Source organism: Streptomyces yangpuensis (assembly GCF_024666385.1).
GTDB classification, from domain to species: domain Bacteria; phylum Actinomycetota; class Actinomycetes; order Streptomycetales; family Streptomycetaceae; genus Streptomyces; species Streptomyces yangpuensis.
On sequence record NZ_CP102514.1, the window covers coordinates 6,175,491 to 6,191,803 of the forward strand.

13 protein-coding genes are annotated in these 16,313 nt (G+C 71.0%); 4 read left to right on the forward strand and 9 right to left on the reverse strand.

Going from position 1 to position 16,313, the window contains the following annotated elements:
- Positions 1-119: 119 nt before the first annotated feature.
- The 7 genes from NRK68_RS28065 to NRK68_RS28095 all read right to left on the reverse strand — a co-directional run bounded on the left by NRK68_RS28065 (position 120) and on the right by NRK68_RS28095 (position 9,448).
- Complete coding sequence (locus NRK68_RS28065; RefSeq protein WP_060177728.1) at positions 120-1,325, reverse strand: acyl-CoA dehydrogenase family protein; 1,206 nt, start codon at positions 1,323-1,325, stop codon at positions 120-122.
- Between the two features lie 2 nt (positions 1,326-1,327).
- Positions 1,328-1,840 carry a MaoC family dehydratase gene (locus NRK68_RS28070; RefSeq protein ID WP_030027414.1) on the reverse strand — a complete coding sequence of 171 codons (513 nt, stop codon included), beginning with the start codon at positions 1,838-1,840 and terminating at the stop codon, positions 1,328-1,330.
- A 5-nt stretch (positions 1,841-1,845) separates the two neighbouring features.
- Positions 1,846-2,838, reverse strand: a complete 993-nt coding sequence (locus NRK68_RS28075; protein WP_046779885.1) for an HpcH/HpaI aldolase/citrate lyase family protein — start codon at positions 2,836-2,838, stop codon at positions 1,846-1,848.
- Positions 2,835-4,916 carry an ethylmalonyl-CoA mutase gene (locus tag NRK68_RS28080; protein ID WP_183063837.1) on the reverse strand — a complete coding sequence of 694 codons (2,082 nt, stop codon included), beginning with the start codon at positions 4,914-4,916 and terminating at the stop codon, positions 2,835-2,837. The genes NRK68_RS28075 and NRK68_RS28080 overlap by 4 nt, the downstream gene beginning before the upstream one ends.
- Before the next feature lie 31 nt (positions 4,917-4,947).
- Positions 4,948-6,285, reverse strand: a complete 1,338-nt coding sequence (gene ccrA / locus NRK68_RS28085) for a crotonyl-CoA carboxylase/reductase (RefSeq protein WP_183063838.1) — start codon at positions 6,283-6,285, stop codon at positions 4,948-4,950.
- A gap of 387 nt (positions 6,286-6,672) precedes the next feature.
- The gene (locus NRK68_RS28090; RefSeq protein ID WP_183063839.1) at positions 6,673-7,488 is read right to left on the reverse strand and encodes a TetR family transcriptional regulator; all 816 of its coding nucleotides are present in this window, start codon (positions 7,486-7,488) and stop codon (positions 6,673-6,675) included.
- 163 nt (positions 7,489-7,651) lie between these two features.
- Positions 7,652-9,448, reverse strand: coding sequence for a 3-hydroxyacyl-CoA dehydrogenase family protein (locus tag NRK68_RS28095; protein WP_257857109.1), 1,797 nt, complete (start codon positions 9,446-9,448; stop codon positions 7,652-7,654).
- Between the two features lie 396 nt (positions 9,449-9,844).
- Here NRK68_RS28095 and NRK68_RS28100 point away from each other — a divergent pair, with 396 nt between their 5' ends.
- The gene (locus NRK68_RS28100; protein ID WP_257857110.1) at positions 9,845-10,399 is read left to right on the forward strand and encodes a HEAT repeat domain-containing protein; all 555 of its coding nucleotides are present in this window, start codon (positions 9,845-9,847) and stop codon (positions 10,397-10,399) included.
- Between the two features lie 117 nt (positions 10,400-10,516).
- Here NRK68_RS28100 and NRK68_RS28105 read toward each other — a convergent pair whose 3' ends face one another.
- Together NRK68_RS28105 and NRK68_RS28110 are read right to left on the reverse strand one after the other, a co-directional pair.
- Positions 10,517-12,091 (reverse strand): alpha/beta hydrolase, encoded by a 1,575-nt coding sequence (locus NRK68_RS28105; RefSeq protein ID WP_183063842.1) that lies wholly within the window; start codon positions 12,089-12,091, stop codon positions 10,517-10,519.
- A gap of 112 nt (positions 12,092-12,203) precedes the next feature.
- A complete protein-coding gene (locus tag NRK68_RS28110; RefSeq protein ID WP_183063843.1) occupies positions 12,204-13,235 on the reverse strand; it encodes an Rv2578c family radical SAM protein in 1,032 nt (343 codons plus the stop codon).
- Between the two features lie 173 nt (positions 13,236-13,408).
- Here NRK68_RS28110 and NRK68_RS28115 point away from each other — a divergent pair, with 173 nt between their 5' ends.
- The 3 genes from NRK68_RS28115 to NRK68_RS28125 all read left to right on the forward strand — a co-directional run bounded on the left by NRK68_RS28115 (position 13,409) and on the right by NRK68_RS28125 (position 16,307).
- Positions 13,409-13,858 carry an SRPBCC family protein gene (locus NRK68_RS28115; protein ID WP_183063844.1) on the forward strand — a complete coding sequence of 150 codons (450 nt, stop codon included), beginning with the start codon at positions 13,409-13,411 and terminating at the stop codon, positions 13,856-13,858.
- A gap of 255 nt (positions 13,859-14,113) precedes the next feature.
- Positions 14,114-14,947: a M55 family metallopeptidase gene (locus tag NRK68_RS28120; protein WP_183063845.1), complete on the forward strand. Its 834-nt coding sequence runs from the start codon at positions 14,114-14,116 to the stop codon at positions 14,945-14,947.
- Complete coding sequence (locus tag NRK68_RS28125) at positions 14,940-16,307, forward strand: M20/M25/M40 family metallo-hydrolase (protein ID WP_373023859.1); 1,368 nt, start codon at positions 14,940-14,942, stop codon at positions 16,305-16,307. The genes NRK68_RS28120 and NRK68_RS28125 overlap by 8 nt, the downstream gene beginning before the upstream one ends.
- Positions 16,308-16,313: the final 6 nt, after the last annotated feature.

Genomic DNA, 16,313 nt, shown 5'->3' on the forward strand with positions numbered 1-16,313 from the left:
TGCTATCGGTTGCGCGCAACAACTGGGCAAGCCAGAAGCCGAGTCGATGGCCGTCGGCCAGTGACTGGTAGTGACCTTGTCGCGACGGACCCAGGGAGGATCCGCCGCAAAAGGGACTTTCAGCCCTGGAGTCGGTACTCCTCGAGCAGGCGTCGCCCGATGATCATTTTCTGGATCTCGGCGGTACCTTCACCGATGAGCAGCATCGGAGCCTCGCGGTAGAGGCGCTCGATCTCGTACTCCTTCGAGAATCCGTATCCACCGTGGATGCGGAAGGCGTCCTCGACCACCTCCTTGCAGTACTCGGAGGCGAGGTACTTCGCCATCCCTGCTTCGAGGTCGTTTCGTTCCCCGGAGTCCTTTTTGCGTGCTGCGTTCACCATCATCGCATGAGCGGCTTCGACCTTGGTAGCCATCTCGGCCAGCTTGAACTGGATGGCCTGGTGTTCGGCGATCGCCTTGCCGAAAGTGTGACGTTGCTGGGCATACGAGACGCCCAGCTCGAAGGCACGCTGAGCGACACCGCAGCCACGCGCCGCCACGTTGACGCGGCCGACCTCGACGCCGTCCATCATTTGGTAAAACCCTCGGCCGGTCTGGCCGCCGAGGACGCGATTGGCCGGAATGCGCAGTCCGTCCATGATGAGCTCGGTCGTGTCGACGCCCTTGTAGCCCATCTTGTCGATCTTGCCGGGGATGGTCAGGCCGGGGCGGACCTCACCGAAGCCGGGCTCCTTCTCGACGAGGAAGGTCGTCATCGACTTGTGGGGCGCGGTGCCCTCGGGGTGTCCTTCGTCACTCCGGACGAGAACGGCCACCAGGGTGGAGCTGCCGCCGTTCGTCAGCCACATCTTCTGGCCGTTCAGGACGTACTCGTCGCCGTCCTTCACCGCCTTGGACGTGATGGCCGACACGTCCGAGCCGAGCGCCGGCTCGGACATCGAGAACGCGCCGCGCACCTCGCCCAGCGCCATGCGCGGGAGGAAGTGGTCCTTCTGCTCCTGCGTGCCGTGCTGCTTGAGCATGTACGCCACGATGAAGTGCGTGTTGATGATGCCCGAGACGGACATCCAGCCCCGTGCGATCTCCTCGACGCACAGGGCGTAGGTGAGGAGCGACTCACCCAGGCCGCCGTACTCCTCCGGGATCATCAGCCCGAAGAGGCCGAGCTCCTTGAGACCGTCGACGATCGCTTGCGGGTACTCGTCGCGGTGCTCCAGCTCGGTGGCGACCGGGATGATCTCCTTGTCGACGAACTCGCGGACGGTCTTGAGGATCTCCCGCTGGACGTCGGTCAGCCCGGCGGTCTGGGCGAGTCGGGCCATGGCTACTTCTCCTGGGTCTTCAGCTGGGGGCGGCCGGGCTGCTCGCCGCCGCGCTCCTTGATGTACGTCTCGGTCGGGACCATCACCTTGCGCCGGAAGACGCAGACGAGGGTGCCGTCCTGCTTGTAGCCCTTGGTCTCGACGTAGACGATGCCGCGGTCGTTCTTGGACTTCGACGGGGTCTTGTCGAGGACCGTGGTCTCGCCGTAGATCGTGTCGCCGTGGAAGGTCGGCGCCACGTGCCGCAGGGACTCGATCTCCAGGTTGGCGATGGCCTTCCCGGAGACGTCCGGCACGGACATGCCGAGCAGCAGCGAGTAGATGTAGTTGCCCACCACCACGTTCTTGCCGAAGTCGGTTGTGTTCTCGGCGTAGTTCGCGTCCATGTGGAGCGGGTGGTGGTTCATGGTCAGGAGACAGAAGAGGTGGTCGTCGTACTCCGTGACCGTCTTCCCGGGCCAGTGCTTGTAGACCGCCCCGACCTCGAACTCCTCGTACGTGCGTCCGAACTGCATGGCGCTCAGGCCTCCGCCTTCTTCTCGGTCGAGGGGTGTTCGAACTTGGTGGTGCGCTCCATGCCGGCCGCCCGGCCCTTGCCCGCGATGACCAGGGCCATCTTGCGGCTGGCCTCGTCGATCATCTCGTCGCCGAGCATCGCGGAGCCCTTCTTGCCGCCGGCCTCGGAGGTGCACCAGTCGTAGGCGTCGAGGATCAGCTCGGCGTGGTCGTAGTCCTCCTGGGAGGGGGAGAAGACCTCGTTGGCCGCGTCGACCTGGCCGGGGTGCAGCACCCACTTGCCGTCGAAGCCCAGCGCGGCGGCCCGGCCGGCCACCTCGCGGTAGGCGTCCACGTCGCGGATCTGCAGGAAGGGGCCGTCGATCGCCTGGAGGTTGTGGGTGCGGGCCGCCATCAGGATCCGCATCAGGATGTAGTGGTAGGCGTCCGCCGGGTAGCCGGGCGGCTGCATGCCCACGACCAGCGACTTCATGTTGATCGAGGCCATGAAGTCGGCGGGGCCGAAGATGATGGTCTCCAGCCGGGGGGAGGCTGCGGCGATCTCGTCGACGTTCACCAGGCCCTTGGCGTTCTCGATCTGCGCCTCGATGCCGATCTTGCCGACCTCGAAGCCCATGGTCTTCTCGATCTGGGTCAGGAGGAGGTCGAGGGCCACGACCTGCTGGGCGTCCTGGACCTTCGGCAGCATGATGCAGTCGAGGTTCTGGCCGGCGCCCTCGACGACCGTGATGACGTCGCGGTAGGTCCAGTGGGTGGTCCAGTCGTTGACGCGCACGACGCGGGTCTTACCGGTCCAGTCGCCGTTGTTCAGCGCGTCCACGATGGTGTGGCGGGCGCCTTCCTTGGCGAGCGGGGCGCAGGCGTCCTCCAGGTCCAGGAAGACCTGGTCGGCCGGCAGGCCCTGGGCCTTCTCCAGGAACCGCGGGTTCGAGCCGGGCACCGCGAGGCAGGAGCGACGCGGGCGAAGGCGGTTCACCGGGTGGACTGGCGTGGTCATGCGGGGACCTCCGTGCTTGCAACGAGTGCGTTGTCTGTGTCGAGGGGAGCGAGCTTGTTGGCCTTGCGGATCTCGTCGACGATACGGCCGATGATCTCCGTGATGCCGAAGTCCTTCGGCGTGAAGACCGCGGCGACACCCGCGGCCCTGAGCGCGACGGCGTCGGCGTTCGGAATGATGCCTCCGACGATGACGGGGATGTCACCCGCCCCCGCCGTGCGCAGCCGCTCCAGGACGTCCGGGACGAGGGCGCTGTGCGATCCGGACAGGATGGACAGTCCCACGCAGTGCACGTCCTCGGCCAGCGCGGCGGAGGAGATCTCCTCGGGCGTCAGCCTGATGCCCTGGTAGACCACCTCGAAGCCGGCGTCGCGGGCGCGGACGGCGATCTGCTCGGCGCCGTTGGAGTGCCCGTCCAGGCCGGGCTTGCCCACCAGCAGGCGCAGCCGGCCCGATCCGAGCTCGTCGGCGGTGCGGGCGACCTTCTCGCGGACCTCGTGCATCGGAGTGCCCGGTTCGGCGGTGACGGCGACGGGGGCCGAGGAGACGCCGGTCGGCGCGCGGAACTCGCCGAACACCTCACGCAGGGCGCCCGCCCACTCGCCGGTGGTGACACCGGCCCGGGCGCACTCCAGGGTGGCCTCCATCAGGTTTTCGGTGCCCGCCGCGGCCTCCTTCAGGCGCTCCAGCGCCTGCTGGGTGGTGGGGAAGACGAACGGGTCGCCGTTCCCCTGGCGGTCCGAGGACTCCTGGCGCTCGGCGCGCCAGCGGCCGATCCGCTCGACGGTGAAGGCCTCCGTTGCCGGGTCGACCGTCATGATCGCGCCGTCCAGGTCGGCCGTGAGCGGATTCTCCTCGGTCTGCTCGAAGCAGTTGACACCGACGATCTTGTCCTCGCCGGCCTCGATCCGCGCCCGCCGTTCGGCGTGCGAGGAGACCAGCTCGCCCTTGAGGTAACCGGACTCGACGGCGGCCATGGCGCCGCCCATCTCCTGGATCCGGTCGATCTCGGCCAGGCAGTCGGCGACCAGGGAGTCGACTTTGGCCTCGATGACGTGGGATCCGGCGAAGATGTCGTCGTACTCCAGCAGGTCGCTCTCGTGGGCGAGGACCTGCTGGATGCGCAGTGACCACTGCTGGTCCCAGGGCCGGGGCAGGCCCAGCGCCTCGTTCCAGGCGGGCAGCTGCACCGCGCGGGCGCGGGCGTCCTTGGAGAGGGTGACCGCGAGCATCTCCAGCACGATGCGCTGGACGTTGTTCTCGGGCTGCGCCTCGGTGAGTCCCAGGGAGTTGACCTGGACGCCGTAACGGAAGCGGCGCTGCTTCGCGTTCTCGATGCCGTAGCGCTCCTTGGTGACCTTGTCCCAGATGCGGCCGAAGGCGCGCATCTTGCACATCTCCTCGATGAAGCGGACGCCCGCGTTCACGAAGAAGGAGATGCGGGCGACCACCTCGCCGAAGCGCTCCTCGGGAACCTGCCCCGAGTCGCGCACCGAGTCGAGGACGGCGATCGCGGTGGACATCGCGTACGAGATCTCCTGGACCGGGGTGGCCCCGGCCTCCTGCAGGTGGTAGCTGCAGATGTTGATCGGGTTCCACTTCGGGATGTGGTTGACCGTGTACGCGATCATGTCGGTCGTCAGCCGCAGGGACGGCCCCGGCGGGAAGACGTGCGTCCCGCGCGAGAGGTACTCCTTGACGATGTCGTTCTGGGTGGTGCCCTGGAGCTGGGAGATGTCCGCGCCCTGCTCCTCGGCGGCCACCTGGTAGAGCGCCAGCAGCCACATGGCGGTGGCGTTGATCGTCATCGAGGTGTTCATCTGCTCCAGGGGTATGTCCTGGAACAGCCGCCGCATGTCGCCCAGATGGGAGACCGGGACCCCGACCCGGCCCACCTCGCCGCGGGCGAGGATGTGGTCGGGGTCGTAGCCGGTCTGCGTCGGCAAGTCGAACGCGACCGACAGGCCGGTCTGGCCCTTGGCGAGGTTGCGGCGGTACAGCTCGTTGGACGCCTCGGCCGTGGAGTGGCCGGCGTACGTCCGCATGAGCCACGGACGGTCCTTCTGGCGCTCTGTCATCTCAGGCTGTCCCTTAGGCCTTTGAACGGACTCAGACGTTGCGGAAGCGGTTGATGGCGTCGATGTGCTGGGCGCGCATCTCGTGGTTGCGGATGCCCAGGCCCTCCTCGGGGGCGAGCGCGAGGACGCCGACCTTGCCCTGGTGGAGGTTGCGGTGGACGTCGTAGGCGGCCTGGCCGGTCTCCTCCAGGGAGTAGACCTTCGACAGGGTGGGGTGGATCTTGCCCTTGGCGATCAGGCGGTTGGCCTCCCACGCCTCGCGGTAGTTGGCGAAGTGCGAGCCGACGATCCGCTTCAGCGACATCCACAGGTAGCGGTTGTCGTACTGGTGCATGTAGCCCGAGGTCGAGGCGCAGGTGGTGATGGTGCCGCCCTTGCGGGTGACGTAGACCGAGGCGCCGAAGGTCTCGCGGCCCGGGTGCTCGAAGACGATGTCGATGTCCTCGCCGCCGGTCAGCTCGCGGATCTTCGCGCCGAAGCGCTTCCACTCGCGCGGGTCCTGGGTGTTCTCGTCCTTCCAGAACTTGTAGCCCTCGGCGTTGCGGTCGATGACCGCGGTGGCGCCCATGGACCGGCAGATGTCGGCCTTCTCCGGGGAGGAGACGACGCAGATCGGGTTGGCGCCGCCGGCGAGGGCGAACTGGGTGGCGTACGAGCCGAGGCCGCCGCTGGCGCCCCAGATCAGGACGTTGTCGCCCTGCTTCATACCGGCGCCGTTGTTGGAGACCAGCTGGCGGTAGGCGGTGGAGTTGACCAGGCCGGGGGAGGCGGCCTCCTCCCAGCTGAGGTGGTCGGGCTTCGGCATCAGCTGGTTGGACTTGACGAGCGCGATCTCGGCGAGGCCGCCGAAGTTGGTCTCGAAGCCCCAGATGCGCTGCTCGGGGTCGAGCATCGTGTCGTTGTGGCCGTCGGAGGACTCCAGCTCGACGGAGAGGCAGTGTGCGACGACCTCGTCGCCCGGGTTCCAGGCGTTGACGCCGGGGCCGGTACGCAGGACGACGCCCGCGAGGTCGGAGCCGATGACGTGGTACGGGAGGTCGTGGCGCTTGGTGAGCTCCGACAGGCGCCCGTAGCGCTCCAGGAAGCTGAAGGTGGAGACGGGCTCGAAGATCGAGGTCCACACCGAGTTGTAGTTGACCGAGGAGGCCATGACGGCCACCAGGGCCTCGCCCGGGCCCAGCTCGGGGAGCGGGACGTGGTCGAGGTGCAGGGACTTGCGCGGGTCCTTCTCGCGCGTGGTGAGTCCGGCGAACATCTCCGCCTCGTCCTTGTGCACGGTGATCGCGCGGTAGGAGTCGGGCAGCGGCAGGTTCGCGAAGTCTGCGGCGGTGGCGGACTGCGACTGAATCGCGTCCAGGATGTCCTTCACGGTGAGCCTCCGGCTAGCGCTGATGAGGGTGCGCTGAGGTGAACGGGTGCGTGGAGCGGGTGCGGTGTGCCGTCGGTCCGGCTGTGCTGTGGTGCTGGGCGCCGCCCGTGGTGGGGCGTGCGGGTGCCTGGTGACGCAGGCGTCCGGGGCGCGTTCCGTGCCGTGTGGGCGTGGGTCGCGGGGACATCCGGACGACTTCAACGTATGGCACCCCGTGTCACCCGGCAAGGCACCGCGTGCCAAAACTTTCTCTCATTTGCCTATTGACCTGCGCAGATGAGCGATGATCGATCAGAGTTACCGCCGAGTAGGGGCAAGCCGGACATACGAAAGCGGCCGCCCCCCTCTCGGGGGCGGCCGCTGTGACGAGCATCGCTTCCGGTTCGGCTACCTCGCGCGCAGTGCCTCTTCGATGGTCCGCATGACCTCGTCCAGGGGCGCGTCGGTCCGCGCCACCGCCACCAGCACCTCGCCCTCGGCCCGCACCGCCGCCGGCGCCGAGGGCGCCGCCGGGCTCAGGGTGCGGCCCGCGCCGATCCCGGTGCCGAAGGTCTTGCGGACGATGGAGAAGGCGTGGTCCAGCTGCGCCTCCACGTCACCCTGGCCGCCGGCCCGCAGCCAGCGCCGCAGCACGTGGTTGTGGGCCGTGACCACCGCCGAGGCGGCCACCTCGGCCAGCAGCGGGTCGTCGTTGCCGTCGTGGTGGTCGGTCTCGTCGAAGTGCGCCAGCAGATAGCGGGTGAACAGCCGCTCGTACCGGGCCACCGAGGCGATCTCCCGCTCCCGCAGCGCCGGCACCTCGCGGGTCAGCCGGTAGCGCTCCACCGACACCGCCGGCGAGGCGGCGTACATCTTCATGACTTCCTTGATCCCGCGGCACACCGTGTCGAGCGGGTGCTCGTGCGCCGGGGCCACGTCCAGGACCGCCTCGGCACGGATCAGGGTGTCGTCGTGGTCGGGGAAGATCGCCTCTTCCTTCGACCGGAAGTGCCGGAAGAAGGTCCGCCGCGCGACCCCGGCCGTCGCGGCGATCTCGTCGACCGTCGTCGCCTCGTACCCCTTGGTCGCGAACAGCTCCATGGCCGCGGTGGCCAGCTCGCGGCGCATTTTGAGCCGCTGTGCGGCCGCCTTGGTGCCGGCCGGACTCTCCGGGGCGTCGGTGGCCGAGGAGGCGCGGGGCGAGGTCTTGGCGGGCTGGGACATAGAGCGAAAGTACTTCATTCGCGCAGGGGAGCGCGCCTGAGGGGGGTGGGAGAGGGGTGGATGCGGGGGAGAGCCCGCACTGGGCTCGGGAGGGTCAGTCCGCCGTGAGGGTCCGGCGGACCCGAGCAGCCCTCCCCACGCATCCGGCTCGTGGCCCGCTCGGTTACCGCCGGGCGTACTCACGGAATCCGCGGCCGGTCTTCCGGCCCAGGCAGCCCGCCGCCACCAGGTGCTCCAGCAGCGGGGACGGGGCCAGGCCCGGGTCGCGGAACTCCTTGTGGAGGACCTTCTCGATGGCCAGCGAGACGTCGAGGCCGACCACGTCGAGCAGCTCGAACGGTCCCATCGGGTAGCCGCCGCCCAGCTTCATCGCCGCGTCGATCTGGTCGAGGCTCGCGTAGTGCTCCTCGACCATCTTGATCGCGTTGTTGAGGTACGGGAACAGCAGCGCGTTCACGATGAAGCCGGCCCGGTCCCCGCAGTCCACCGGGTGCTTGCGCACCTTCACGCAGATCTCGCGGACCGTGGCGTGCACGTCGTCGGCGGTCAGGACGGTCCGGACCACCTCGACCAGCTTCATCGCCGGGGCCGGGTTGAAGAAGTGCATGCCGATCACGTCCTGCGGACGCGAGGTCACCCGGGCCACCGCGATGACCGGCAGCGAGGAGGTGGTGGTGGCCAGCACCGCACCCGGCTTGCAGACCTTGTCCAGCGCCGCGAACAGTTCCTGCTTGACCTCCAGGTCCTCGGCGACCGCCTCCACCGCCAGGTCCACCTCGGCGAAGGCGTCCAGCGACCCGGCCGGGGTGATCCGGCCCAGGGTCTCGTCCGCGGCCTCCTGCGTCAGCCTGCCCTTGGACACCGCACGGCCCAGGGACTTGCCGATGGCGGCCTTGGCGGCCTCCGCCTTCTCCTGGCTGCGCGCGGCCAGGACCACGTCGAACCCGGACTGGGCGAAGACCTGCGCGATCCCGCTCGCCATGGTGCCGGAGCCGGCCACGCCGACCGAGCTCACCGGGCGGCCCGCGCCCAGCAGCGACCCGTCCAGCGGGGTCTGCAGGTCACGCACGATCACCGAGCTGCCGGGCGCCTCGTACGTGTAGAAACCGCGCCCGGACTTCTGGCCGGCCAGCCCGGCCTCGGCCAGCTGCCCCAGGATCGGGGCCGGGGCGTGCAGGCGGTCGCCGGAGGAGGCGTACATGGCCTCCAGGACCGTGCGGGCCGTGTCCACGCCGATCAGGTCGAGCAGCGCGAGCGGGCCCATGGGCAGGCCGCAGCCGAGCCGCATCGCCGCGTCGATGTCCTCGCGGGAGGCGTACTTCGCCTCGTACATGGCCGCGGCCTGGTTGAGGTAGCCGAAGAGCAGGCCGTCCGCGACGAATCCGGGCCGGTCGCCGACCGCGACGGGCTCCTTGCCGAGCTCGCGGGCCAGCTCCGTGACCGCTTCCACGGCCGTCGGGGCGGTCAGGACGCAGGAGACGATCTCGACCAGCTTCATCGCCGGGACCGGGTTGAAGAAGTGCAGGCCCAGCACGCGCTCCGGGCGCTGGGACTCGGCGGCGAGCCGGGTCACCGACAGGGCGTTCGTGCCCGTGGCGAGGATCGTGTCGGCCCGGACGACCGCGTCGAGCTCGCGGAACACCTGCTGCTTGACCTCGTACGACTCCGGCACGACCTCGATCACGAGATCGGCCTCGGCCGCGGCGGCCAGGTCGGTGAAGGTGCGGAAACGGGCCAGGACGTCCGCCCGCTCCTGCTCGGTGAGGCGCTCCCGGGCGACGGAACGCGCGGTCGCCGCGGCGAGGGAGGCCGAGGCCCGGCGGGCTGCGGTCTCGCTGATGTCGATGCCGATGACTTCGCGGCCGGCGCGGGCGAGGACCTCGGCGATGCCGGTGCCCATCGTGCCGAGGCCGACGACGGCGATGGTCTGGAGGGTGGGCTGACTGGACTGACGGTCCATCGAGGGACTCCAGTGGAAGAGGGTGACGACTGAGGGAGCGCGCGGCGCACAGCGCGCGCGGATGCCGTACGGAGTGCCGTGCGGTGAGGAGTCCGGGGCAGGAACGGCCCGGACGGGAGCCCGGCGGGAAGGAGCCCCGGGGGCGGAAGCGGCACGACCCTGTCCCGGGGTCATACCGTGCATGCGAAACGAACCGACCGACACGAGGCGGCTGCGTCACCAGGCCGCCCTCGTACGTGTTGCAACGACAGTAACTCGCCGGTAACTGACGCGCCAGAGCGCGGAGATGTGACCTGTACCGCCGAAATGTACCGATCATCGATCATCGATCAGCCGACCTTGATCATCTGCGCGAACCCGGCGTGCCACCCGCCCCGCCCGCCTAGGGTGGGCCGCGTGAACGACGTGCTGGAGCGCCTGCGGGCGGAGGCGGGCGGCTCGCCCGAGTACGAGGTGCTGCGCGCGGCCGCCCCCGACGCCCTCGCCGCCTCCCTGACCTCGGCCGGGCTGCCCCTGTGGGCCCGCGAGCTGGCCGCCTACCGGCTCGGGCTCGCCCGGGACCGGCGCGCCTTCGAATCCCTCGTCCTGCTCCTCAACCACCGGGACCCGCCCCGCTGCGCGGCCGCCGCCGAGGCCCTGGCCGTCCTCGACGACCCGCGCACCGCCCGCGCGGCCGCGGCCCTCGCCACCAATGGCCTGCGCACCGCCTACGCCCTCCAGCCCGTCCGGCTGCTCACCGCGCTGCGCGCCCCGGAGTCCGTACCGGCCCTGATCGCCACCCTGGCGCGGCTGCTGTCACCGAACGACCCCTACTGGCGGGTCGCGCTGGCCTGCGTCGAGGGCCTGGGCGCCCTCGCCGATCCCCGCGCCCGCGAGGTCCTCACCCGCGCCCAGTCCCACCCCCGCCTCGCGGTGGCGGCGACGACCGCCCTGCGCGCCCTCGACACCTGACGGGCCCGCGGCGCCCCACGGGCCCGCGGCGCCCCACGGGCCCGCGGCGCCCCACGGGCCCGCGTGGGCGGGCCCGCCGGATCCCGTCGGCGGGCCCGACCCGGCAGGAGCGTTCGGTCAGCCGCGGAAGCCGAGCAGGCCGTGCAGGGCGGCGCCGCCCGCCGAGGAGGGCACGGCCCGGGTCGCCGTCGTGGGCTGCGGGGCCGGCTGCGCGGGACAGGTGGCGTCCGCCGCCTGCCCGGTCCGCAGATAGGCGGCGACCTTCTCGTCCAGGCACTTGTTCCCGCTGAGGGCGATGCCGTGGTTGCCGCCGCCCTCCTCGACCACCAGGGCCGAGCCCGACAGCTTCTCCCGCATGCTGACCGCCCCGTCGAAAGGGGTCGCCGCGTCGTCCGTCGCCTGCAGGAGCAGGGCCGGCGGCAGATCCGCGTTGGTCACGTCGGGGGCCTGCAGCGGCTCGGTCGGCCAGAACGCGCACGGGGCGTTGTACCAGGCGTTGTTCCAGGTCATGAACGGCGCCTTGGTGTGCGTGCGCCACATGTCCGCGCGCCACTCGTTCCAGTCCCGGGGCCAGGCCGAGTCCCGGCACTGGACCGCGGTGTAGACGCTGTAGCTGTTGCCCGCGGAGGGTTCCACCGCACCGAACCGCTCGTACGCCGCCACCAGCGGCTTGCTGTCCTTCTTCACCGCGTACGCCGCGAAGGCGTCGGCGAGGTTGGGCCAGTAGCCGTTGTAGTAACCGCCCGGCATATAGGTGTCCTCCAGCTCCGACGGGCCCACCTTGCCGCCGGCCGGGGCCCCGCGCAGCGACTGGCGCATGGCGTACCAGCGCGCCTCGACCGCCGCCGGGTCGGTGCCGAGCCGGTAGGTGGCGTCGTGCCGGGCGACCCACGCCAGGAAGGCCTTGTGGCGGGCGTCGAAGGCGAGGTCCTGGGAGAGGTTGTCCTCGTACCAGACCCCGTTCGGGTCGACGACGGAGTCCAGGACGAGCCGGTGCACCCGGCCCGGGTGGAGCTTGGCGTACACCGCGCCCAGGTAGGTCCCGTAGGAGTAGCCGAAGTAGCTGATGCGCTGCGCGCCGAGGGCGGTGCGCAGCACCTCGATGTCCCGGGCGGCCGAGACCGTGCCGATGTGCGGCAGCACGTCCGCGTGCCGGGCGCCGCAGGACTCGGCGAAGGCCCGGACGCGGTCGAGGTTGGCCCGCTCGGTGGCCGCGTCCTGCGGTACGGAGTCGGGGCGGACGGGGCTGAAGTGTCCGGCGCCGCAGTCCAGGGCGGGCTCGCTCCTGCCGACGCCCCGGGGGTCAAAGCCGATCACGTCGTACTGCGCCGCCACGTCCTTGGGCAGGGCGGAGGCGACGAACCCGGCGAGTGCGCGCCCGCTGCCGCCCGGCCCGCCGGGGTTGACCAGCAGGGGGCCCTGGGAGGTCTTGGCGGTGTGCGGGACCCGGGTCAGCGCGAGGGTGATCGTCCGGCCGGCGGGCCGGTCGTGGTCGAGAGGCACCTCGAGGGACGCGCACTGGAGCGTCGGGTAGCGGGGGGTCGCGCAGCCGGTCCAGCGCAGTGCGGCCTGCGCGGCCCGCTCCGCCGGGGCGGGCGCGGCCGGGGCGGCCGTCACCGGACTCGCGAGGGCGGCGGCGACGGTGGAGGTCGCCAGCAGGACGGCGGCGCGCTTCTTCAAGGGGTGGAGCATGGGGCCTCCCAGCCGAGTGTTCTGGGCGGAATCGTCCCGGAAACCACGCCTGGAAGACGGGATTGGAAGGGCCATTGGCCCGATGTGATGACCGTTCAGACAGCGATGGACGTCAGAGGAGGGTGAGCTGGGTCGCTCCGGCGGAGGCGGGCCCGTCCGGGTGTTCGGGGCCGGCGGCCTTGCGCGCCGCGCCCCGCCGGGCCGGGCCGATGCCGAATTCGGCCGCGAGTTCGTGGACTTGGCGGGTGATCATCCGCTGGTACCAGGTGGGCGCGTACGAGCCGCCCGCGTACATCCGCTCGTACCGCTCGACGAGGTGCGGGTGGTGCTCGCCCAGCCAGGCGGTGAACCACTCGCGCGCCCCGGGCCGCAGATGGAGTACCAGGGGTGTCACGGAGGTGGCGCCGGACTCGGCGACCGCCCGCACGGTGGCCCGCAGCCGGTCGGGGGAGTCGCCGAGGAAGGGGATCACCGGGGCCATCAGCACACCGCACTCGATCCCGGCGTCGGTCAGTGTCCGTACAGCGTTCAGCCGGGCGGCGGGGGAGGGCGTACCGGGCTCCACGGTCCGCCACAGGGCGGTGTCGGTGAAGCCGACGGAGACGGAGATGCCGACCTCGGTGACCTCGGCCGCCTCGCGCAGGAGCGGCAGGTCGCGCAGGATCAGCGTGCCCTTGGTGAGGATAGAGAAGGGGTTGGCGCGGTCGCGCAGGGCCTCGATGATCCCGGGCATCAGCCGGTAGCGGCCCTCGGCGCGCTGGTAGCAGTCCACGTTGGTGCCCATCGCGATGTGCGCGCCGGTCCAGCGGGGCGCGGCGAGCTCGCGGCGCAGCAGTTCGGGGGCATTGGTCTTGACGACGATCTGGGAGTCGAAGCCGAGGCCGGTGTCGAGGTCGAGATAGCTGTGCGTCTTGCGCGCGAAGCAGTACACGCATGCGTGACTGCAGCCCCGGTAGGGGTTGACGGTCCATTCGAACGGCATGCGCGAGGCGCCGGGCACCCGGTTGACGATCGACCGGGCCCGCACTTCGTGGAAGGTGATCCCCCGGAACTCGGGGGTGTCGATGGTGCGGGTCACGACGGCTCCGGCCCCGAAGAGCGCGGCCGGCCCGGCGGGGCCCTCGGTCAGGTTCTCCCAGCGCATGGTGCGCCTCCCTTGCTGGCTCTGCCGAGAGAATAGAACAAACGTTCCCATGATCGTGCGGGTCCGGGCCGCGCGGCGGCGGGCGGCCGGCCCGGATTTGGGCCACCGCCCCGGAGGTGGTTGGCTTCGCCGTGACGAGCGGACACACGGACACAACTGCTGGAGGAACAGGCATGGCGCAGGTCGAGGCCACCACGGAGCGCATCATCGGGGCCGACGCGGAGACGGTCTTCGACACGCTGGCCGACTACAGCGGAAGCCGGGGCAAGCTGCTGCCCGAGCACTTCAGCGAGTACGAGGTGCGCGAGGGCGGCGACGGCGAGGGCACCCTGGTGCACTGGAAGCTCCAGGCCACCAGCAAGCGCGTGCGCGACTGCCTGCTCGAGGTCACCGAGCCCACCGACGGGCAGCTCGTGGAGAAGGACCGCAACTCCTCCATGGTCACCACCTGGGTCGTCACCCCGGCCGGCGAGGGCCGCTCCAAGGCTGTGGTCACCACCGTCTGGAACGGCGCCGGCGGCATCGGCGGCTTCTTCGAGCGCACCTTCGCGCCCAAGGGCCTCGCCCGGATCTACGACACCCTGCTGGCCAACCTCGCCGCGGAGGTCGAAGGCAAGGCCTGAGCAAGGCCGTTGCCCGGGCCCGAGGGGGCCCGGGCGGTGTCCGGGCGCGGGGCCCGGGCGGGGCTCGGGCGGGGTCCGGGCCGCTCACCGGATCGGGTGGACTTTCCGCCCCTGCGTTCCGGTCGGCCGGCCCGGTCGGCCGGGCCGCGCGCCCGCGCGCTGATCCGCCCCGGACGAGGGGACAGCCCTTAGGCTGGGCGCAGTGCGTGCCGCCCGCGTCGCGCGCGACCGCGCAACCGACCGCCCGGGGGCCCGATGAAGATCCTCATCTCCGCCGACATGGAAGGCGCCACCGGCGTCACCTGGCCCGCAGACGTGCTGCCCGGCACGCCCCAGTGGGAGCGCTGCCGCTCCCTGTTCACCTCCGACGTCAACGCGGCCGTACTCGGCTTCTACGACGGCGGCGCCGACCGGGTCGTCATCAACGAGGCCCACTGGACGATGCGCAACCTGCTGCTGGAGCGGCTCGACGCCCGGGCCGAGATGCTCACCGGCCGCCACAAGGCGCTCTCCATGGTCGAGGGCGTGCAGCGCGGCGACGTCGACGGAGTCGCCTTCGTTGGTTACCACACGGGCGCCGGTTCCGAAGGCGTGCTCGCCCACACCTACCTGGCCAACTCCATCACCGGGGTCTGGCTCAACGGGACCCGCGCGAGCGAGGGACTGCTCAACGCCCACGTCGTCGCCGAGTACGGCGTCCCGGTCATCCTGGTCACCGGCGACGACCTGACCTGCGTGGACGCCGCCGGCTACGCCCCACAGGCGGTGACCGTCGCCGTCAAGGACCACGTCTCGCGCTATGCCGCCGTCTGCCGGACCCCGGCCCGCACCGCCGCCGACATCCGCGCCGCGGCCAAGGAGGCCACCGCGCTCGCCGTCCGCTACGAGCCCGCGCCCGGCGGCCCGTACACGGTGGAGCTGGAATTCGACGCCGAACACCTGGCCATGTCCGCCACGGTGGTCCCGGGGGTCCGGCGCAGCGGCGAGCGCAGGGTCGCCTACACCAGCGCCACGATGTACGAGGGGATCCGCAGCTTCAAGGCGGTCACGACGGTCGTCTCGGCGGCCGTGGAGGAGCAGTATGGCTGACATGCGCGCAACCGACACCGGGGCTCCGGCCGAGGCCATGGAGGTGGTGGACGCGGTGGCCCTCGACGAGGCCGTCACGTTCACCTCGGACCTCATCAGGATCGACACCACCAACCGGGGCGGCGGTGACTGCCGGGAGCGCCCCGCCGCCGAGTACGTCGCCGAACGCCTCGCCGCCGCCGGCCTGGAACCGCTCCTGCTGGAGCGCACCCCGGGCCGCACCAATGTGGTCGCCCGGTTCGAGGGCACCGACCCCTCCGCCCCCGCCCTCCTCGTCCACGGCCACCTCGACGTGGTCCCCGCCGAGGCCGCGGACTGGAGTGTGGACCCCTTCTCCGGCGAGGTCCGCGACGGTGTCGTCTGGGGGCGCGGCGCCGTCGACATGAAGAACATGGACGCGATGGTGCTGGCCGTCGTACGGGCCTGGGCGCGCGCCGGGGTCCGCCCGCGCCGGGACGTGGTGATCGCCTACACCGCCGACGAGGAGGACAGCGCCGTCGACGGCTCCGGTTTCCTCGCCGACGAGCATCCCGGACTCTTCGAGGGGTGCACGGAAGGCCTGAGCGAATCCGGCGCCTTCACCGTCCACACCGGACCCGGCCGGTCCCTCTACCCCATCGCCGCCGGTGAACGCGGCACCGCCTGGCTCAAGTTGACCGCCCGCGGCACCGCCGGTCACGGCTCCAAGCCGAACCGGGCCAACGCCGTCAGCCGGCTGGCCGCCGCGGTCGCCCGGATCGGCGCGTACGAGTGGCCGGTCCGGCTCACCGCCACCGTCGCCGCCTGCATCACCGAACTCGCGGCCTTCCAGGGCCTGTCCGTCGACCCGCGCCGCCGCGGCTTCGACCTCGACGCGGTCCTCGGCAAGCTCGGCCCGGCCGCCGCCCTCGTCGAGGCCACCGTCCGCAACAGCGCCAACCCGACGATGCTCAGCGCCGGCTACAAGCTGAACGTGATCCCCGGCGAGGCCACCGCCTATGTCGACGGCCGCATGCTGCCCGGCGGCGAGGCCGAGTTCATCGCCACCCTCGACGAGCTCACCGGCCCCGACGTCACCTGGGAGTTCCACCACCGGGAGGTCGCCCTCGAAGCACCCGTGGACGGGCGGACGTTCGCCGTCCTGCGTGAGTGTGTCGAGCGGTTCGACCCGGACGGGCGCGTGGTGCCCTTCTGCATGGCGGGCGGCACCGACGCCAAGCAGTTCTCCCGGCTCGGCATCACCGGCTACGGCTTCTCCCCGCTGAAACTGCCGCCCGGCTTCGACTACTGGTCTCTCTTCCACGGCGTGGACGAGCGGGTCCCCGTCGAAGCCCTCCACTTCGGCGTCCGCGTCCTCGACCGCGCGCTGCGGACCCTGTGAGCGGGG